Origin of the sequence: Desulfococcus multivorans, assembly GCF_001854245.1 — a bacterium.
GTDB lineage: Bacteria > Desulfobacterota > Desulfobacteria > Desulfobacterales > Desulfococcaceae > Desulfococcus > Desulfococcus multivorans.
In genome coordinates, this window is record NZ_CP015381.1 from 3,656,929 (window position 1) to 3,677,028 (window position 20,100).

A 20,100-nucleotide genomic window follows, 5' to 3' on the forward strand; every position below is an offset into this window, starting at 1 on the left:
TTATCTTAAATTATTTGACAATTCAACAAGGTACGGCCGGAGGAGCTCATTCAAACGCGCGTATGCCCTGTCGGTGAGATGAAGCATGTCCTTTTCGAATTCAGGATGAATAAATCGATCTTTGCTCAAAACAGAATCGGCATCAATCACGGAAATGCGTTTATCCGTGATTTTCAAAAGGAAGCGATTTGTTTCCTGAATCGCGGCATCGATCTCCTGCGGCCAGATCAGGGATCTCACGAATCCCGGTTCTCCCGTCGGAAAAATCGTCATCACAACGACAGCGATACCGTCGGCCTTGAGGGTTTGAATCATCTCGTAGAGGTTCGCTTTACACTCCGACAGGATACGCTTGCTGTTTTCCGGAAACAATCCAATGGTTTTAAGATCATTCACCCCGGCCTGCAGGACAACTATATCCGGTGAACAGGACAACACATCCTTTTTCAGACGCAGCTTCAATTGTGCCGTCGTTTGTCCCGATAACCCCTTGTTGATGAAGGTACAACCGGCCACGTCAGGTTCGGGACGCCAACGGGCGATTCGCGAATCCCCGAAAAAGACGATCAACGGTCTCTTCCCGACGCGGCTCTCGACATCCTGTCCGCCGCCCCCTTTTTCCGACTCAAGCGGATCCAGTCTCAGGGCATTCAGCGCCTTGTAATAGACTATCGCTTTTTGAAATAAATAATAATTTGTGACCAGGCTCAGACATAACACAACCCAAGGAAATATCATCAAAGGCCGTTTCAACATGTCAGCCCCCCATGGAAACAAAACATTCATGACCGCTTCGCAGCAACTTCAGGAAGGAGGCGTCAAGCGGTAATTGAAAACACCTCGGCAGAAGACTCTCTGAAAACAAGAGACCACCCGCGATCCGGAAGGGGGTAAATCCGTATCGATAAACCCGTTTGGCAGCATAAAGACCTTTTGCGACTCTCGCGATATGCTGATATAAAAAACCGTTAAAAAAATCAAGCAGCAAAGAATAGAAATGAGCTAACCGATCAAGATAAACTAAAAAAATACAGACATCGCGGAATACAGATCATCCTGCAACGGTTGGACGGGATGGCCGGAAAAAAGCCACCGAATCGGGGGGAGAGGAAGGCCTTTTATGAGGGGTCCCGCCGGTTGACCGGCATCTGTCGCGGCGCGAAAAAGATGATCGTCACGATATTACAGTACAAACCGGCGGGCATAGGATCAATTCGATATTGGCAAGCCCCGAAACGACATTCAAAACTCCGGGTCTTATTCATATTCGGCGATTTCAGGCATCATCGCCGGGGATGGATGCTATTGGCTCGATGACGCGCCCTTCAATCTCAGCGTATTCGGCGGTTCCATAAAAGAAGGCTCTACCGGGGCTGGTGCGCTGCCTTTCGGGGCGACCTCGGCATATGAAGAGTTGGAATCCCCGATTCTGATCTCATCATAATACACTGTAAGTCCACTAGATGTCTGAGAGTAAATTCCAATATGAAACCTCGGGCCTTTAGCATCATTCCAGCAGTTTATCCCATAATCATCTTTTACCAGCACGCCATCGACCCATACTTTAAAAAATGGATTATTGTCAGCTCTGTAATCAAACTTGAAATGTATCACGATGTCATGCCACTTGCCGGGAGTGTAGGTTGCATAAGAGCTATGAACCCTGTCCTTGGAGGTATTTGTACACTTGGCAGAAACACCTTGTGTATAAATTCTCCATTGCCCTTGAGTGGGCGTGTAGAAAAACGTGCCGGTAGGTCCATTTGAAACGCTATTATCACAAGCATCCCCTGCGGAATGAAACTGCATTGTTGCACCGTGGTTGCTGGGCCTATAAGGCGTTTCAAAATCAGCAGGAAGATACAAGCTGTATCCTATCCAAAACTCCTTATTGTAAGGAAAGTTCTGGATGTAGATGGGACTGTTTCTTGCGTTCAACAGAAGTTCAACATGGCTGTTGGATGTAGGGTATGGCTTTTGAGTGAATTTATAACTTGAAGAACCGGCCCGTGCTTTTTCAGGTGAAACTTCAATAATATTTGTATACGGTTTCGGGTACCAGTCTGTCAGAGACCACTCATTTTCACAGTCGTCGTAAAAAAGGACCGCAGACTGAGCGGGCGCCGCACAAAGCCATAGCAACATGACTGTAATACAGAAATACTTCTTCATCAGATTCCCTCCGCGAACACAAAGCCGTAAATTCTGGTTTCGCCGTGTCTGACGGTCAGAACAATGATGCCTTCACCCTTGGACGACGGAAATGTGTTGATGCCCTGGTAATTGTCCCAAATACGCCATCTCCTCATCGCCGTCCGCCATGACAAGGAGATGGCCATTTACCTTAGTTGGTAGAAATGACTTTCAATGTGGGTGGTGCCGGAGAAGAGCTTTCTGCCGGCGCCGCAGCCGCGCTGCCTTTCGGAGCGACCTCGTTGTAGGAAGACGTCTCATCTCCAACCCGAATTTCATCATAATAGACTGTAATTCTACTGGATGAATTTCCATAAATTCCCATTTTAAAGTATGGCCCCATTGCATCATTATAACAGTTGGCACCTGTATCATTCGCTACCAGTTGGCCGTTCAACCACATCTTGAAAAAAGGACTTCCGCTATTAGTATAGTTATATCTGAAATTTAAAACAACATCATTCCATGCGCCCTTTTTGAACTGCGCCGTATAGGCCTTGGCACGACTCAAGTGACCATTGCTGCACCGGTCATCCGTAGCCCGGACAACGGTCCGCAGACCACCAACAGCACTATTTGTAAAGAACGACAAGCACGGCCCCATGGGTTGATCACAACTTTCCGTAGCCCCGTGGAACTGACTCATCGTCGCCCATTCATTCTTACTTTCGTTCGGGAAAACGAAATCATGCGGGATATATATGCTCCACCCCATCCAATATTCCTGACCGGTCAAGAAATTTCGCACTTGTGGGCTTGCAGTGAATCCGCGCAGGACCAGTTCAACCCTGTTTTGAGTACCGGGTGTGCCATAAGGCGCAAGAGAAAATTTATAACTTCTGCTTCCGGCACGCACCCTCTCACCTGAAACACTGAGAGAATTGGCGCCGCCATCACCGACGTTCGACCAATCCGACGAGGTATTCGGCGCATTTTCAGCATCATCATAGAATATAACTCTTGCAAACGCATGTTCTGCAATAAGCATCAACATCAACAGGGCCACGGTCATTACCTTTTTCATTGAAAACTCCTTAAACTTGTATTGTATTTGATTTACAGTGGCCGGAGGTTACAGAAACGGTTGTCCAAAAACGAGGAATTATTTCACATTTTCCGTCAAATCGTCATCCGGATCGGGTTTGTAACCGATTACGGGATTAATCTGCCTTTCAGCTCGACAGAAATTTTTGATTTGCCTATTGGAGCCCAGTTTTCGATCTTCAGGATGGTGACCGGGAAGCGATATCGGAAGAGAATGACCGAAGCCCTGGTCATTTGGTAAGCGTTTTCAGGATTTTTGCCGGATTTCCGGCAACAAGGGTATTTTCAGGAACATTTTTTGTGACAACGGAATACGCCGCAACAATGGCATTTTCGCCAATCTCCACGCCCTTGAGTATCAGGGCGTTCATTCCCACCCAGACGTTGTCGCCGATGATAATCGGAGCGCTGTTCGGCGTTTTTCGCCTCTCGATGACATCTATGGAAATCCGGTGAGAATCATTGTCCACTATTTTGGTGCCTGGCCCAAACATACAAAAACGGCCGATAGTGACTTTCGTTCTACAGTGAATCATGGTGCCATTTAAATTGCAGTTATCACCTATGCGAATCACGGCATCTTCACAATGGGTTTGAAGCCCTGTTCTATAGGGCTCACCATCGGGAAATGATTTTAAGCTCACATTATTTCCAATAATGATCTGGCCGATATTTTTAACAACAACCCGATTTCCTTTAATTCGATTTCCATATTTTACACCATATGCTTTTAATTTTAATCTCAAACCAATTCTATAGAACAGCTTAGCTGGTATATTTAACATCATTATTCAATACTCATCTCAACTTTTGGCGTTCAGAAACCGTTGCCGCGGGAAAATGCTCAGGCCCTTTTCGCTTCATCCTAAAAAATAACCAATGCTGTCTTCCGCTGTTGGGCACCCAACTGATTATCAATACCGAAAGGTCGCGGATGTCGTGACAACATCACTGATATTTTGTATTTTGCCTCGCCGAATCAGATTCATTCCATCAACAAGCTTATAGAAGTGCATTCGCACTTTCCCGATTCTTCGCGCAGGCCCTTGGTATAAGATCGGATAACCCAATTCACGCAATCGATCCACAGCAATCATCTCGATCATCTGCCGAATTTGTGGGGCCATTCGGGTTTCATATTTTCGTGTATTGTTTCGGACGATGAAAGCCTTGCCCTTTGCATCACCACTGGTGTCTGAAGGTCGTAAAAGTGTGAGCATAGCACTATCGAAACCAACACCGATAAATTCGCATATGATCTGAAGTTCCCGCTTTGGGTTTTTTAAAATGTTCTCATAGGTGACCTCGAGATATCCTTTAATACCTTTACCGTCGGTTCTCGCTTTGTCCACGTAATCCACCCAGCGTTGAGCTGCCCGCAGCATATTTTTATTCCAGGTATGATGGAGTGACAGACAATAATCCCGGACATCGCGAATGATGTGGATAATACGTGCATCGGGGTATATTTTTTTGATGAGCGGTATCTGAACAAGGTATGATGGCGTTTTATCCCCCCAGATCACATCCGAATCTCTATCATTTTCAGTCTGAGATCGAATCAGCCCTTCAAACACACCCGCAGTATCATAGGTTCTACAGTTTTGATACCAATCCGATGCTGTTACCAACCGATTCAACTTCAAATAATTGCGCATATAACGCAATTTGAGATTCTTATGATAAAACGCTTTAAATCGCTGATAGTCGCTGAGATCCCCATAATTCTGCCAATGTTGATACCAGAAAGGAAGGAATACGGTTTCCATGGTATCGATATAGATCTTTGGATGCCGGTTCAACAGATTGCGCAATAATTTCGTACCGGAACGTGGCATACCAACAATAAACAGTGGTCCATGATTCGTGACAAAGTAATCCATTTTGTATTTTCCTTCAGATTGATCCGGTTCAGGGCCTGAAAGCCTTATCCACTGCACCGGAAAAACTCAAAGATGCCGTTTCGATATCATTTTTTGACTGTTCAGCGCCCATTTTTAGCTTAAGATACAAATTCGGATTTTTCAAAGCCAGTGTCAACGCCTCGGCCAACGATTCATAGTCGTTGGTTTTAAACAGCAGCCCGTTATGTCGGTCCTTTATCAGGTAAGGAAATGGACCGCTGTCGGGTGCCACAACAGGCACCCCCATAAAAATGCTTTCCATTGCCGTCATGCACCGTGCCTCGGTGGCTTCGTTTGAATCTTCCCATACGCTTCGGGTCGGCGTCACCACAACAAAGCTGCTTTCAATAATTCTGAACACGTCTTTGTGCGGAACAGGGTCTCTGAAGTGAACACGGTCGGTCAGGTTGTCTTCGGCCACCCGCCTTTTCAGGTCTTCGAGATCCTTGCCCGTTCCCACGTAAAGAACACAAGCGGATGTCTGCTCCGCACCGAGTGCTTTAAAGGCTTGATAAAGATCAAAAACGCCTTTACTTTTCTCAATTCTTCCGATGTAGGAGATTGTAGGTCCTACGCTCGGAGCGACAAATGCGAATGTATTTTCGTTTCTGACGGCCGACGCTTCGAATGATATATCGAATTGAATGACTTTATCCGGCGGCAATCCCATTCCCATCAGCTGATCTCTCAGATATGGGCCGTGACAAATGACGGCTTTTGATTTCATCATGCAGAACCTGTCCAGGGTATCCGTCAATCTCCTGAGTCCATCCTTCCGAGGCTTTATAAGGGTTTCATGCCGGGAATGAATCAATAGCCTGGAAAATATTGCAGCATATAAAAAACTTGCCCATAGCATTGCACCGGAGCGACCGCATATGATTCTATCCGGCCTGAATTTAAGCATCAGGATCACTGTTCTCAGAAAACTCATAAGTCCCAGAACAGCGGCGACGACGGCTTTGGCATTATTGGATCGATATGGAAAAACATAGGCTTCGATATTCTTCTTTTTCATCCGTTTAGGCCGATGCGACGCAGACAAAAGCAGAATCGGTTCCATCTTGATGTAATTGGCCAGCAGATCGGCAAGAAAAGCATCCGGTCCACTTTTATCGATTTCACCGCTGGCGATGATTCTCGACAACTGCTCGATGACATCTCCGTTTTTAATATACAGATAGCGCATACGATGTTACCTTACTTATCCTTCGGCCTTCGTTCTCCCGCCCCGGCCCATGAATACCGAAAATTGAATTGTTCATTTCAAATTCTGGTAATAAGTCTGTTCAACACTGTCGGCAATGATCCCATAGGTTCGATTCCGAAACACCCACCGTCTTCCCCTTTGCCCCATTATTGCATTGATTTCCGGGTGCTTCAGCAGATATACAACGGCGTTAGCGAATTGACTTTCCTCATAGGGCACGCAGAGCCCGCCGCCGCTTTCCGTGATAACGCGTTTTTGCTCCGGATGGTCGTTGGCCACAACCGATTTGCCCAGCGCCATATATTCGATCAGCTTTGTGGGTGACGTGGAATTGAGTATCGGCGTGGGATAGAACGGGGAGAGGCAGACATCCGCATTCCTGACGATTTCCATGGCTTTTTGTCGCTCCAGAAACCCCGTAAAAACAATGGCGTCGAGAATGCCCAGACGTCGGGCTTCTCGTTTCAGTATGCGGATGTCTTCATCCGTCTCGCCCGCCCCGATCAGATAGAGCTTCGCGTTGGGGATATCTTTCAGGACCATGGAAAAAACCCTGACCAGGAAATCTATTCTTCTCAGTTTCATTAACGTACCCAGATAGATGATCCGAGGTTCTCCATCGACCTCGGCGGTATCCCGCTCAACAGGCTCGGCCTGAAATCGGTCCGCTTCAAAGCCCATGGGCACGGCAGTCATTTTTTCTCCGGCAATGCCACAGGCCTGGATATCCTTTTTCATCTGTTCGCTCTGAACGAACACATGATCTGCATAGACCATAATGATCTTATAGAGCAAAAACCGGTAAAGCATGCCGCGAATCAGGTACACGATGGGATATCTTGCGGCTTTGATACGGATCTCATACAGCGAGGCCTCGGCAAAAGGATAGGAAAGCCAGTAAAAATATTTCCTGTTGCATATCCTGGCCGCCGCCAGATACAGCACCGCCGTTAAAAAACGGTCTTTGACCTGGATGATATCATAAGGCTTCCTGAACAACAGGCGCGTGCATGCAAGATTATGCAGAAATCCAAGCAGGTGCTTGTGCAAACGGTGAAGAAAGCTTGTCCCGTTGTCCGTGGGACCCACCCAGACATCGCCGCCCTGCCACCGGGTCTGCCGGCCTTTATTGCAATCCGCCTGAGACTGCAGCACCCAGTCGATTTCATGTCCTCTCCCGGCCATTTCCTTCCCGAACAGGACGGCGACATCGACTCTGAAAGGCGGAAACTGGTCCCGCGCCACAAACAATATCTTCAATGGCTTCTGTTTCATGATTCAACCGGCTTTTTCAAAGTGACATCAACAAGCCGTCCGTCGCCGGACGGCCGTGAAGCGTATCGGCAGGAAGTCCCGCTGCAAGGCTGTCATCCGCAGGATTCCCGTACCAGATCGTAGAGTTTCCGGCCCGCAGCGCCCCAGTTGAGTCGTTCGGAATATTCCCTGAACGAAGAGAGGGACAGCGCGTCGTATTCCTGCCGCGATGATATCAATCTCTCAATATAATCGCAGTATTGTTCGGGAGCGGCATCCAATGGAAACGTCCGGCCGTTCTTGCCGTCCTGAACGACTGTTGGAATCCCCCCGACGTTTGTTGCCAATGAAGGCAACCCGAAGGAACTGGCCTCGGCAAAGACCAGACCATAGCATTCAGCCCGCGAGGGGAGGATGAAGAAATGGGACTCGCTCATCAGTCGATCAAACGTTCTTCTGCCTTCTTCGGTTTTTTTCGACAAAAATCCATAGGACTTGACAAAGGACGGCAGACGGATCCCCGGATCACAACCGACAAGGTGCAATTCGGACCGGATCCCGCGTTGATTCAGCAGCTCGACAACCTTTAAAGCGAGTTCGCCGCCTTTTCTGATCCAATCCACGCCCACAAACAACAGTTTGCAGATATCGAAATGTTTGCCTTGGACAAGGGTCTCGATATCCTGCATGTTGCGGTTGCAGTTGATATTGGCGCCGAAGGGAATCACCTTGACCTTTGCCGGATCGACGTCATAATGTTGTATCGCCGTGTTTGCGGCCCACTCGGAGGCATAAAGCGCCAGACGGCATTTTGACAGGGCCGACTGTTCCATCCGGTTCCCGTCCCTGATGCTTTCGGCGCACAGGTTGCTGAAGCCCGGATAAAAATCGATCATGCCGGCAAAGGTCGCATCGGTCCAGAAAACGATGGGTTTCCTGGTTTCCAGATAGGCAATGGGCATCGTTCCCGGACTGAACACCAGATCGCAGTCCATCGATTTGAGGGCGACCGCCACCTGATCGGCGTAGTTTTTCAGGACTGCCGGCTCGCGATCGAGAAGATATTTCCTGGATAGCAATTTGGAATACAGGGCTTTTTTAAACCTGAATCCGCGAGGAGGGTCCGCCTGCTTTAAATTGGCGATGATCTCCGTCTGGAAGCCGGAATCCTGGAGCGCCCCGAGGATATGGGTGCCGAGCCCCGACCAGGCATGAACGTCCGATGAATTATAGGTTGTGACATAAGCGGTTCTCATTCCCGTCAATCCCTTCCCTGAAGCGCTCTTGCTGATCCGGTTTCCGTTCTTTCCATCAGATATCGTTTTGCGGCAAGAAACCCGGAAATATAAACAAACGGATACATCAGTCCGTTCTGTGTGATGAGGTGTTGATAGGGCATTGCCACGACCAGTACGGCGACAACACCAGTCCATCCGAGAGCGACGGCACCTGAAATATCCGTCTGCTCCCGCAATTTCATGGCGTCACTCAACACCAACAGCATGAACCACAGAATGTAAAGAATCCCCAATAGACCGATTTCCCAGATAAAATGTCCCAAACCCGTCTGTTTTCCCCCCAGGCGCCTGTATTCATCGGTATATTCCCCCTGGAGCTTCCTTGAAAAAGCGACACCGGCATTGCCAATCCCAACGCCCCAGAACAATCTGAACAAATCGTCGGCATTTTCCTGATAGGCGTATATGATCGAATCGATTCTGCTGGCCTCGGTCTCGATGCCGCCGATCACATATTCGGCGTCCTTGCCTTTGTACAGGTAGTCCGCGGCATTACCCTCAGTGTAGAACTCGATGACACTCGTATTGTTTCGCGCATACATGTTGTCATAGATGTAGCTGAAACCCATGACCGTTATCACTAAAGCCGGTATCACGCCCGCGAGAACTTTAACGCGCGAGGCTTTGTTTACGCCAAAAATCGTGGGCAGCAGAATGGCCAGGGGCAGCAGAATGATTGTGGCCTTGGTTTCATTGATGGCGGTCGGCAGGAACGATACGGCAACCAGTATCGCGAAGGTTTTCAGGGCAATGCGCTTTTTCAGATAAAACCCGATCAAGACCGCGATCGTGCAGATCAGAAACAGGGTCAGGATCGGCGCGGCCGTCAAGGTGCCGGCGATATAGTCTCCGGAAAACATATGGGCATATTCAAATAGCCTCTGGTATAATGCCAGAGGGAATTGAAGGACAGCGATGGACAGCAGGGCAATGAGATGCCCTTTCATCTTCTCGTCGGAAATATCGCATATCATCGGCAGGAAATAAAACGGCAGGAACTTGAAATAGGTTCTGATTCCGGCTAGAATCGCAAAGGGTTGAACCTGGTTTCCGATCAATCCGATGGCAATGTGCACCGTGAACACAAAATAGAAAAACAGGTAGCGCGGCTGCACTTTCATTTTTCTGTACAGCGCGAAATAGAGCAATACGTATACGCCGACGACCATCGAAATCATTTCCGGCAGAATTGCAAATACCTTCAGCTCTAATCCGATTTTCTTAATTACATACTCAATGATGTACACAAAGAAAAACAATAGATAAACAAGATAGTTCATGATGTAATAACTTTTGTATTATGAGGATGGGTTACGTTCTATCAATATCAATCCAACAGGCCCTTTGCCTTTTCATAGACAGGAAGGCAGAGCTGATCGACGATATTTCGTTCTCTGTTGGAAAGCCGATTTTTCTTGCCGGTGCTTTTCCGGTGAATGTGATCGCAGTATCGATCCTGATAATCGAGATCAATAAACCGGTAGATTTTGGGAAGCCGACGCTGGGGGTCGTTGACGAGATCGTCGTACTCGATCACCATGACGGCATCCTTATCGAGCCTTTCTTTAAGCTCGAACAGTTGAGAAACCTTTCCGTTGTATGACAGACACGCCTTCATCAATCTCGAGATGGCGATCGGCCCGAAGCGACGGTATCTCCGGGCCAGGCGGTCATCCAGAAACCCGGCGCCGCAGGCCTTGAAAAGCTCGTCCAGCGTCCATCGTCGCCAGTTGTACATCAGGGAATACACCACCGAGAACGGATTTCTCAGTACCCAGAGGATCCTGCAGCCGCAGTCATGTTCGAAATACTCCCGGTAACACTCATTCAGATAGGTCGTTTGAAAACAGAAGCGGCCGGGGGCATCGAGTTCCACTTCACCCGCCAGGATAAGGGCGGCGTCAAGTTCATCGTCTTTCCCGAACCAGTAGTTGGTCATCCCGTCACTCAGGGTAATGACCCTGGAAAGCATGGTGGTTCCCGACCGCTGGCAACCCGTTACCAAAACGGATTTCGGGAATCGATCCAGCCGGTTCAGCAAACGGCATCCTCTTGGCCTCACCCGGCGGGCAAACTGTCGCCAGGTCTTGATTCCGCATTTCTCTGTGTGCATGGGTCCGCTGATTTTCGTCATCTGCATCTCGCTAGATCGTGATTAATTTTGGGCGATGCGTTGATACAATCCGGCATATTGGCATAATACATTCACCCAATCAAATTCCCGCGCTTTTTTCAGTGCGTTCTTCCCCATTTCCTGCTGTAATTTTTCATTATTCAACAAAATCGACAACTTCTCGGCAACCTGATGCGGACGCCCAGGTTCGATGATAAATCCGTTTTTCCCATCTTCCAATGCGGAACTGGCATCGCTGTTGTTGAATATACGAGTCGCGACGACCGGCTTGCCCACCGCCATGGCTTCAAGGGTCGTCAGCCCGAAGGATTCCGAGAAGGATGTACTGATAAAGGCATTGGCAGCCGAATAGTAATCCAGCAACAACCTGTCCGGCGTCTGAAAATTCATCGGATCGATGTGTTCGTTTTTGGGAATCTGCCCGGGAAAAATGACGTTGGCATACAAACCATATCCGGATACGAGATCGGACAACATTTTTTCATTGTCTTTCCCGACCAGTACGAGTTTCACATCCGGCACGGATTCTTTCAACGTCGCCATACCCGCCAATAAGATATCGAAGCCCTTCACTTTATTGTTCCTGCCGACGGCGATGACGATTTTATCGCTTTCCTTCAGGCCTAACCGTTCTCTTGCCGCTTTCATCCCGGACGCATGACGTCGGATATACTGAAGGTTTATCCCGTTCGGAATCATAACGGATTCTTTTTCGGCCAACTCATCAATATTTTTTTTGACGATAGCACTGATAGCCGTGTTGCAAGCCGATCCTTTTAAAATATCCCGGATTTCAAGCTCTCGTTTCCGGTCGATCCGCTCTCCGTAACCGATTTCTCCACATTTCAAGATATCATCCCCGTGGGGCGTCAGAATGGTCTTATACCCGATCCGTTTTTGATACCTGTTGAGAACCATGCCCATATCCATGATGCCGTGCAGATGGATAACGTCGATGCCGAACACTATTTTTTCGATCAGTAATATCAAAAAATAATTCAAGTCTTTATTCCGGCACAATTTCGGATAGACGTGGTACGGATAGGGAAAATTATTTTTTATCCGGTATCTGAAATTCCCACACCGCAGCAGTCTTGCATCCAATGCATCGTAATCGCGCAACAATCTCATGATATTGTGGACGACGATCTCCTTTCCGCCGATGTGCGGCAAAAAGGACGAACACATCAGGACTATTTTTTTTTTCTTCATTCGGCAAAAGTCCTCTGGTCAACTTTCGGCTTTGTAGAGATTGAAGGCTAAAGACTGAAGGGGTGCGTCTGTGACGAACGGCGTGTTTATGCCCCTTCAGTCTTCAGTCTTCAGCCTTCAGCCTTATTTCAGCCTTTAAAGCCTCACTTGAACAACATCGTTATCTCATTCGATAGTCTGGATGCCGTTTTTTCGATGGACTGCTCCCGGAGAAACCGTCTGATAGGGTCATAATAGTAAACAGCACCCCGATGCTTCGCCGTCAATATGGCCTCTTTCAACGATTGGTCATCTCCGGGTTTGTATAATATCCCGACGTCGTATTTTTCCACGCACTCGTTTAGCGGGTAGATATCCGGGCCGATAAAGGGCCTTTTGTTGACCAGGCTGTCGATCATCAGACCGGTCAACTGAACGTTTTTCTCATACTTGTTCATAATGGGAATGATGGAAAAATGCGCCTTCTGAATTTCATCGTGATAGGCTTGGTGGGTCAGATAATTCAAATTGACGATAATATTTCCGCCATGATCTGAATGCGATCTGAGCAGTGCCTCATAATCGGCATCCAACCCCTCGGCAACGGCGCCGCCGACATAATAATCGATATCGTCATGGTTTCCGACGACATCGATCACGGACGGGATATCCTTATCATCCCGGATAATGCCCAGGGTGCATATTCTGAATCGCTCATGCATCCGATGTCGGTTGTCCACATCGATGAGATCTTCCGAAACGGTGTTGTAGGGAATCAACAGCCTGTGATTTTTGCTTCCCGTTCTCTTGAAAAATTTTTCATGGTCTCCTGCCAGGTACAAAATCAACTTCGATCTCGACAGGTTATAATTCAGAAGAAAGGGAACCCAGAAGGATCTGCCCCAGGGCCTTATTTTCCCCCTCAAATGTTTCAGGGAGTGGACAACGGGGATCGTATGTTCAAACCGGATTCCTGAATAGCAGATGAAGGGCACCGTATAGACATCATAGGATGACAGGATCCATATGTTGACATCCGTCGCCGATAATTTTTTTCCGATGTCCCTGTAGAATGCCGCCAAAGCCGGATGGACCATGAGACCGACAAACCTGCTGGATTCCAGCGCGGAAAAGCGCTTTGTCGGCAAGGCATCGGCGACATTGACCATGCTGAAATCCTCTTTTTCATATCTTCGATGCAGGGTATGGTTAAAATCGGCGATCAGCACCTCGATCCCGGCGGTTCTCAGCAATTCCGCCAGATAACGATTGAAGTAGGCGTGGTGTCCCTCTTCACGAAGAGACGGATCTATGATTCCTATTTTCATTGCGACATCAAATCCTTCGACATAATTTACCCCTTGTGAGGATCAGCCGGCCTGTCGTTTTTTTCGGGATTGACGGTTTTGATCGTGGAGGATATCGGTCCAGAACGATTTATCGTATTTGTGCCAGGCATGGCATCCAAAAGGCAAAACCAGATTATTCCTTTCAAAACAATATCCCGGATCTTTATCAAATCCAAACTTCAATGCCAGTTCCGCCGGTGAAACCTTGAAATCCGGATAAAAATATTTCGCATGATCAGCCCAGAATCCGTCCTCGTTTCGGGTGTAGCCGTACTTGATCAGAATTGATTTTCTGAGCTTGGGCGTAAAAAGCAATAACAACAGCGGCAGCATGAACATCTTTTCCGCCCTGGATCTCTTGATCGTGATCAGTTTCCAGAGTTTCCAATTGCTTATGGTGGTTTTCGTCGAATCGAGAACCCTTAAAAAGCTCTCTGTTTTTCTAAGGGAAAAGCCGCCGTTTCCACATCGGCCCAGCACCTTCCCGGAACCGCCGGGAACCTCATGAATCCACGGCGGGGCAATGTAATCATAGTCCAGTTGACACCATGCTTCCAACTGATCCGAAAAAACCAATGCATCCAAATGATAAATCAACAAGAATTCATAGTCTGAAAAAGACCGATAAAACTCAGGCGACAGCAATAACTTATTATGGGCCTGTGCGCTTCCGAAGTACTTTTTGTCAAACTCCTTGATCCTGAAGTTCATATCCGGATTCCGGGCTCCCCGGGGGGCGACAAAATAGCGGTCATACCGGCTCAAACAGCGATTCAACTGGTTTAAGGATATTCTCTCCTCTTCCGACAATTCATTGTTGAGGGACAACGGCACCGCAACGGCAACCAATTTCGTGGGTTCTGCTTCTGGAGGATTCATCATCATGGCGTTATCTTTTGAGGTTGGGTCAGGCGGGTATATCCTGACGCTTTTTAATGACCGTTGCCGGGTTACCCGCGGCAATACTATCAGGAGGGATATCCCGGGTAACTAAAGATCCGGCACCAACGACCGCATTCTCTCCGATGGTCACGCCGCTCGTTACAATAACCCCCACCCCCAGCCAGGCGCCGTCTCCGATAACGATCGGCCCCTTGCTTTCAAGCGGCTGATCAACGATGAGCATGCCGGGTTTCACGCCGTGATTATAGGAGTAGAGGCAGCAATAGGGGGCCAGCATGACATGTTTGCCGATGTGAATCGATGAATGAAAGGCATTGATCTGACATCTGGGGTGGATACTGGCCTTCTCATCGATGAACAGGCTTCCCCCTGTTCCGGTTTCCATGAAAACCTGGCGGAACACCTTGACTTCATCCGCCAGCACCATTTTCCCCGTGCCCTGCCTTTTGAAAAGGATGCATCCGTCATCGATAAACACGTGCCTGCCAAGGGTGAGTTCATCATGGTCGACGATTACGGAAGGCGCAATGTATCCGCTGTCGGCCAGGTATGCCAATCTCACTCTGGATTTGTGCGGCGCCGTGAACAGGGCCGCCATTCTCATGGCAAAACGGCCGAAGGGATTCAAACCGCCGCTTCGGATCCAGAATTTCGTCCAGAGCCGCACAATTCTGTAGTCCGGTCTGTAAAAAGGTTTCATATGCGGTATATATCTCCAGGATTACGCCGGGTGCGCGTCAGTCGCCTTTATGTCCTCGATCGGCAGGGAAACTCAACGCCAACGGCATCAGGCCGGAAAATGTCTTGACGACCTTTATTTTCTGGTATGCACTGAAGGCGATCATCAGTACCGCTGCGCCGATGGTCACGGCGGCATCGACCCACGTGATGCCGCTTGTTCGATATAGAGAACAGGCAGGAACAAGCAACAGCATCATCGGGAGGATATGGCCGACAAAGACCGTTTTCATGCCGTATATCGGAGAAAACGGTGCCGGGTAACGGTTGCGGGAATAGGCCGTTATCACGTATCGAATGTGGCTGATCCATAAGCCGGCGTTGATGATCGCGCAGGAAAGGATCAGCACGGCGATGAAGATGTACCCCGGGCCCGCTGCCTCCGGAAACCCCACGCTCGCCGTGAGGAAACCCGCACCGCCGTACAGACCGGCGGAAATCAAAAGCCACGGCAGACGGTTATGACGCCACGCGGATACGGCCTTTCCCTGATAGGGCATGAACCCCTGGCTGACCAGAAAGCCGGCGGCCGACAGCACGGCAAGGCCTTCCAGGACACCATGCGGCCAAATATAATTTGCAGCGGCGGAAAAAATAAATAAAAGTCCGGAAAGGGCTTCACGAGACACCCAGGATTCTTTTATATTATTAAACAAATACAGCGCATTATACATCCTGTTCGTTTTCAGCGCCAGGGGTATGAACCCGATGGCCGCCATACCGGCGCATATCACCGGATAGAGCGGACGGGAATCCCCGTCGGCAATGCCTGGGACAGCGATCGCTGCCGACATGACCAGATACCAGCCGGCTGCCGCCCCCCCCAGCACGAAATTCAGCGCAGCGGGAAATCCCCACGCCGTCTGATTGCTCCTCTGGACCACATTCAGGCTTTTCAATCCTTCTCTCCCGGAGATGCCTGCTCGCAATATGCCGACCACCATTCAGGAACGATGAAAAAAACAGCCGGCCCCGTCGACATCTGCACCTGCATCTGCGTTGTTAAGTTGTCCCGGATCAGATGGTTTATCCTGCTGTCCGGGTCATCGAGATCTCCAAAGTGCAGGGCGCCTGAACTGCACGTCGCGACACACATCGGCGTTGCCGCCTCATCTTCGCCCGGCGTCAACCCCTTTCCGAGCCCCTCGTCAATACGGGTGTGACAAAAGGTGCATTTCGTACAGAGCCCTTTTTTGTCGATTCTCGACCGAACGTCGGAGCCCATCAACTCGCTTTCACCGACAACGACATTGTCCGCCTTCAAAACGGTCCGCGCCCCATAGGGGCAGGCAAGAACACATGAGCCGCATCCCACGCATTTGTCATGGTCTATCAGGACGATCCCGTCCGATCTGATGTAGGATGCCGTTGTGGGGCATACCATCACACAAGGCGGATCATCACAGTGCATGCAACTCTGATGGACGAATAAACGCTGCCGGTCCGAAACCGGATTGTCGGCGCAATCGATCACCCGTCGCCACCTGTTTCCATGGACATGATGAAATTCACTGCAAGCGGTTACACACGACTCGCACCCGATACATTTTCTCAAATCAACAACCATTCCCCATCGCGGCATAACATGTCTCCCGTAATTGATCGGATACCTCGGCTTTCGGCGTTATCAGAGGGTCAGGCTCAAGACTGAAGTGGTGATGTCGTAACGAATGCGGCCCTTATCCCCCTTCAGTCTTCAGCCTATCCCGTTACAGCTTTTTCACATGGTCGGCCAGACGCACGGCCAGGGCCACGGTGGTCACGACAGGGTTCGCATACCCGCTCGTCGGGAAAACCGAGGCGCCGGCGATATACAGGTTCGATATGCCGTGAACACGGCAATCTTTGTCCACCACGCCCTTTTTGGGATCCACGTGCATGCGGGTGGTCCCCATGTGGTGCCATCCGCCGCGCAGGAACCGAGGGGTTTCCCCTTCCTTCATCTCGATGATGAGCCGGCCAAGGCCCTTCTTTTTCAACGCGTCGCTCAGTATCTCCTGCGTTCTGATCATGCTCTTCAGATCCTGGGGCATCAACTCCCATTTCAGCTTGATGCGATTCATGCCGAAGGCGTCCTTCTCCTCATCCAGCAAAACCCGGCTTTCCGGATTGGGGACCTGTTCTGCCATATGATTCAAGCGATACACGACCATGCGTTCACCGGCGACATATTCCTTCAAAAAACGGTTCGTAAAGTGCCGGTAGGACTCCCTGGACAGAGAAGGGATATCTCTTGCGACATCGATCAGCCGGCTTTTGAGGTTTCGGGGTATTTTTTTCTTTTTCAGATCGTAGACCAGGGATTTTCCCGAATAATAGCCTTTTGACCAGCTCCGTTTATAATAGGCCTTGCTTCTGTTGAAGTCCGGAGCGATGTGTATCGAGTGATTCAACAGACGCTCCCTTCGTTTAACGGCGTCATTCAATGCCAGCTTTCCCATGATGGTCACACCGTTGACCTGGTGCATGCCGTAAAAGGCGAGCGCATGGGACATTTCCACATCGGCCGGGATGAAGGCTCCGGAAGTCAGGTGGGGATGCTCCATGAAAAACCGCCCCACCAGGTCATTGCCGTTTCCCAGGCCCGCCTTTTGAACGTGATTCGAGGCCAGCAGCAACCGGGGGACTTCGATACCGCCCGCCGCCAGGATGTAGGTCCTGGCCTTGACGTTGAAACGGGGTCCGTTCAGGCATGCCGCCTGGAGCGCTGTAACGACCTGTGCATTATCGTCAACAGCGATGTTGACGCAATTGGCATGGGTAAAGACCCTTATATTTTCTGAACGATCAAGGGCATCTCGGTAGGTCTTGAAAAAAACTTCGCGATCGCCGAACTGAAACACCGTCGTTTCGAATTCTTCTCCCGTTAGGCGGGGCTGCCGCCGTTGATCCTCCGATGACATCCAGTCTGCCGGATCATAACTGTAGGGTCCGATCCGGCATATTTGGTGAGCCCTTCGATAGAAGGGTTCCAGGTGGGATATATCAAAGGGCCACCCGCTGTAAGGCACCCAGTCACGCGCTTCGAAATCGATGGGATCGAGCCCCCTCAACCGGACACCCAGCCTGTTGTCGCCGATGGGGATGTGCCAGAAATGGCTTGTTCCGCCAAAAAACCGGGCCCTGGATTTATCCAGTTCGAAATACGGAAATCCGATATTTTTTCCCCAATTCAGGGATTGCGTTACTCTGTCGGCTTCGATGCCGCCGCTCTCCAGCAGACATACCCTGTACCCGGCGTCGATGTATTCCATCGCAAATGAAATTCCCGCCACGCCTGCTCCGACCACGCAGATATCCGTCTCGATGGTAGAGTCCGGAGACAGTTCAAATGCGTTGATTAACATGGGCAAAATATCCTTTTAACACTTTTGAATTCAGCGAATTGCTGTTGACAAGCCGTTTTGGGCAAAGGCGAACCCTGAATCGCGGAGACCGCTCTGCAGCGGCCGATTCACGGCATCACGGCTGAGGTCGGGTCGACACACGCGCCGGCCCGTCAGGATGCCCGCGGCAACATCCCCGGCATCCGATGGAATTTGTGCGGTGATCGACACGGCAGGCAGCATCGTTTCAATGGACGGCCGGACACGGCCTTGTGCCGTGAGCGCCCGGGTCACAGGATCCTGCCATAGATGCTGCGAAAGGTTCTGCCGAAGACGCTGTGCAGGTGCTTCCGGTCGACGGTCGCCAGGGGTCCCATGGTTCTCGACGTCCATTCCTCAACCTTTTTCCGCTTTTCGAATTCATCGATTTTGACCTGGACCACCTTCAGAAGGTCCTCCCGGCCGATCCGTCTCAGCGGTTCAAACAACTCCCGATACATGGGCAGATTGTTGGGTCTTACGATTACCGAGGCTTCGACCCGCGCCGTAGTGACATTATTTTCCGCGAAGGCCCCCGAACGATCCAGCACGCCGCAGCAGAGCATGGCCAGCATGGTTCTGACGCATTTCTCGCAAACGCCGCAGTTGAGGATCTCCTGCTGATAGGTTCGAGAGTCGTTGCACACCCTCAGGTTGTCGATAGCGACCTGCCAATCGGAAATGATCCGCGTCTTTTCATACCGGGAAAAATTGATGCCCTCGTGCCGGATGCGCAGATCCGCACTGCTGTAATACGGGTTGACAAGAGGGTGCGAGCTGTAGGGAATCAGATTCGGGATGTCGTGACAGGAATTGATGGAGAAAAGGGAAAACCGTCCGGACAGGGCGTGGATCGCCGCCCCGAAGGTGGCGCCCATGTATTGTTTGAGCCAGAAATCCGCCCAGAAGGTCCGGTCGTTTTCAGGACCCAGTTCCCGAATGTTCGTATAGAGCGGTGTCATTCGGATGTCGGCGTCGGCGGCGATCACCTCGAGATGTCTCAACACATGGTTGAAGCTGACGTCGTTCTGCACCTCCAGGCCGTAAATGATCAGGCCGTCGAGAATCCGGGCCGGGTGGCCCGAAGGATAGTTCAGGTGATTGTGCCGAAGGGTCGCCAGGGAGTCGACACCCCCGGAAAAAAGGAATCCGGCGCGCGACGTTCCTTCGGCCGCGGCAGGTCTCATACCGGCGGTCGCGATGGGGATGGGCTTTCGCCTCCCCGGATAGAACCAGTGAACGATCCAATGGAGGGCGACATCGATGTTTTCCAGCAGCTGCGGGCAGACCGGTCCGTCGACCCAGATCCTTTTTTCTCCAAAGTGCATGGCGGGCAGGGCGCCGGCGATCAGGAAGGCATGGGGATCCGGCACCAGGCCCTCGGCATATGCCGTCGGGGTTTCGAAATAAAGCGTTTGCGCGGGATGGTCGTTCTCTTCCCAGATCAAACGGGCGGAAACGCGCTTGCGGCCGTTGATATCGGTCGAAGTGAAGTCTTGTATTTTCATGAACGGGCT

Annotated in this window: 18 protein-coding genes; all 18 read right to left on the bottom strand. The window is 50.1% G+C overall.

Features of this window, described 5'->3' with window-relative positions:
• On the bottom strand, positions 1-720 hold the full coding sequence (locus tag dmul_RS15980) for an SGNH/GDSL hydrolase family protein (protein ID WP_159449698.1): 720 nt from the start codon (positions 718-720) through the stop codon (positions 1-3).
• A 582-nt stretch (positions 721-1,302) separates the two neighbouring features.
• Positions 1,303-2,172: a polysaccharide lyase family 20 protein gene (locus tag dmul_RS15985; RefSeq protein WP_020877825.1), complete on the bottom strand. Its 870-nt coding sequence runs from the start codon at positions 2,170-2,172 to the stop codon at positions 1,303-1,305.
• Between the two features lie 172 nt (positions 2,173-2,344).
• On the bottom strand, positions 2,345-3,217 hold the full coding sequence (locus dmul_RS15990) for a polysaccharide lyase family 20 protein (protein WP_020877827.1): 873 nt from the start codon (positions 3,215-3,217) through the stop codon (positions 2,345-2,347).
• A gap of 250 nt (positions 3,218-3,467) precedes the next feature.
• Positions 3,468-4,025: an acyltransferase gene (locus dmul_RS19815; protein ID WP_020877828.1), complete on the bottom strand. Its 558-nt coding sequence runs from the start codon at positions 4,023-4,025 to the stop codon at positions 3,468-3,470.
• 126 nt (positions 4,026-4,151) lie between these two features.
• Positions 4,152-5,120 (bottom strand): sulfotransferase family protein, encoded by a 969-nt coding sequence (locus dmul_RS16005; RefSeq protein ID WP_020877829.1) that lies wholly within the window; start codon positions 5,118-5,120, stop codon positions 4,152-4,154.
• 28 nt (positions 5,121-5,148) lie between these two features.
• The gene (locus dmul_RS16010) at positions 5,149-6,330 is read right to left on the bottom strand and encodes a glycosyltransferase family 4 protein (protein WP_020877830.1); all 1,182 of its coding nucleotides are present in this window, start codon (positions 6,328-6,330) and stop codon (positions 5,149-5,151) included.
• 72 nt (positions 6,331-6,402) lie between these two features.
• Positions 6,403-7,626, bottom strand: coding sequence for a glycosyltransferase family 4 protein (locus dmul_RS16015; RefSeq protein WP_020877831.1), 1,224 nt, complete (start codon positions 7,624-7,626; stop codon positions 6,403-6,405).
• A 92-nt stretch (positions 7,627-7,718) separates the two neighbouring features.
• On the bottom strand, positions 7,719-8,861 hold the full coding sequence (locus tag dmul_RS16020) for a glycosyltransferase family 4 protein (RefSeq protein ID WP_020877832.1): 1,143 nt from the start codon (positions 8,859-8,861) through the stop codon (positions 7,719-7,721).
• Positions 8,862-8,866: 5 nt separating this feature from the next.
• Positions 8,867-10,072: a hypothetical protein gene (locus dmul_RS16025; protein WP_144016388.1), complete on the bottom strand. Its 1,206-nt coding sequence runs from the start codon at positions 10,070-10,072 to the stop codon at positions 8,867-8,869.
• A gap of 158 nt (positions 10,073-10,230) precedes the next feature.
• A complete protein-coding gene (locus dmul_RS16030) occupies positions 10,231-11,037 on the bottom strand; it encodes a sulfotransferase family protein (RefSeq protein ID WP_020877834.1) in 807 nt (268 codons plus the stop codon).
• A 21-nt stretch (positions 11,038-11,058) separates the two neighbouring features.
• Positions 11,059-12,249, bottom strand: a complete 1,191-nt coding sequence (locus tag dmul_RS21105; protein ID WP_020877835.1) for a glycosyltransferase family 4 protein — start codon at positions 12,247-12,249, stop codon at positions 11,059-11,061.
• Between the two features lie 143 nt (positions 12,250-12,392).
• Complete coding sequence (locus tag dmul_RS16045) at positions 12,393-13,556, bottom strand: glycosyltransferase family protein (RefSeq protein WP_020877836.1); 1,164 nt, start codon at positions 13,554-13,556, stop codon at positions 12,393-12,395.
• Between the two features lie 42 nt (positions 13,557-13,598).
• The gene (locus dmul_RS16050) at positions 13,599-14,462 is read right to left on the bottom strand and encodes a DUF5672 family protein (protein ID WP_020877837.1); all 864 of its coding nucleotides are present in this window, start codon (positions 14,460-14,462) and stop codon (positions 13,599-13,601) included.
• A gap of 22 nt (positions 14,463-14,484) precedes the next feature.
• Positions 14,485-15,180: an acyltransferase gene (locus dmul_RS16055; protein WP_020877838.1), complete on the bottom strand. Its 696-nt coding sequence runs from the start codon at positions 15,178-15,180 to the stop codon at positions 14,485-14,487.
• A 37-nt stretch (positions 15,181-15,217) separates the two neighbouring features.
• A complete protein-coding gene (locus dmul_RS16060; RefSeq protein ID WP_020877839.1) occupies positions 15,218-16,117 on the bottom strand; it encodes a hypothetical protein in 900 nt (299 codons plus the stop codon).
• Positions 16,114-16,692: a 4Fe-4S dicluster domain-containing protein gene (locus tag dmul_RS16065; protein WP_169433086.1), complete on the bottom strand. Its 579-nt coding sequence runs from the start codon at positions 16,690-16,692 to the stop codon at positions 16,114-16,116. The genes dmul_RS16060 and dmul_RS16065 overlap by 4 nt, the downstream gene beginning before the upstream one ends.
• A gap of 235 nt (positions 16,693-16,927) precedes the next feature.
• A complete protein-coding gene (locus dmul_RS16070) occupies positions 16,928-18,565 on the bottom strand; it encodes an FAD-dependent oxidoreductase (RefSeq protein WP_020877841.1) in 1,638 nt (545 codons plus the stop codon).
• Positions 18,566-18,834: 269 nt separating this feature from the next.
• Positions 18,835-20,091 carry a hypothetical protein gene (locus dmul_RS16080; protein WP_020877842.1) on the bottom strand — a complete coding sequence of 419 codons (1,257 nt, stop codon included), beginning with the start codon at positions 20,089-20,091 and terminating at the stop codon, positions 18,835-18,837.
• Between the last annotated feature and the right edge of the window lie 9 nt (positions 20,092-20,100).

Bases quoted from the DNA above. Each gene is read 5' to 3' on its own strand.
- dmul_RS15985 (WP_020877825.1), bottom strand. From the start codon at position 2,172: ATGAAGAAGTATTTCTGTATTACAGTCATGTTGCTATGGCTTTGTGCG.
- dmul_RS15990 (WP_020877827.1), bottom strand. From the start codon at position 3,217: ATGAAAAAGGTAATGACCGTGGCCCTGTTGATGTTGATGCTTATTGCA.
- dmul_RS19815 (WP_020877828.1), bottom strand. From the start codon at position 4,025: ATGATGTTAAATATACCAGCTAAGCTGTTCTATAGAATTGGTTTGAGA.
- dmul_RS16005 (WP_020877829.1), bottom strand. From the start codon at position 5,120: ATGGATTACTTTGTCACGAATCATGGACCACTGTTTATTGTTGGTATG.
- dmul_RS16010 (WP_020877830.1), bottom strand. From the start codon at position 6,330: ATGCGCTATCTGTATATTAAAAACGGAGATGTCATCGAGCAGTTGTCG.
- dmul_RS16015 (WP_020877831.1), bottom strand. From the start codon at position 7,626: ATGAAACAGAAGCCATTGAAGATATTGTTTGTGGCGCGGGACCAGTTT.
- dmul_RS16020 (WP_020877832.1), bottom strand. From the start codon at position 8,861: ATGAGAACCGCTTATGTCACAACCTATAATTCATCGGACGTTCATGCC.
- dmul_RS16025 (WP_144016388.1), bottom strand. From the start codon at position 10,072: ATGGTCGTCGGCGTATACGTATTGCTCTATTTCGCGCTGTACAGAAAA.
- dmul_RS16030 (WP_020877834.1), bottom strand. From the start codon at position 11,037: ATGACGAAAATCAGCGGACCCATGCACACAGAGAAATGCGGAATCAAG.
- dmul_RS21105 (WP_020877835.1), bottom strand. From the start codon at position 12,249: ATGAAGAAAAAAAAAATAGTCCTGATGTGTTCGTCCTTTTTGCCGCAC.
- dmul_RS16045 (WP_020877836.1), bottom strand. From the start codon at position 13,556: ATGAAAATAGGAATCATAGATCCGTCTCTTCGTGAAGAGGGACACCAC.
- dmul_RS16050 (WP_020877837.1), bottom strand. From the start codon at position 14,462: ATGATGATGAATCCTCCAGAAGCAGAACCCACGAAATTGGTTGCCGTT.
- dmul_RS16055 (WP_020877838.1), bottom strand. From the start codon at position 15,180: ATGAAACCTTTTTACAGACCGGACTACAGAATTGTGCGGCTCTGGACG.
- dmul_RS16070 (WP_020877841.1), bottom strand. From the start codon at position 18,565: ATGTTAATCAACGCATTTGAACTGTCTCCGGACTCTACCATCGAGACG.
- dmul_RS16080 (WP_020877842.1), bottom strand. From the start codon at position 20,091: ATGAAAATACAAGACTTCACTTCGACCGATATCAACGGCCGCAAGCGC.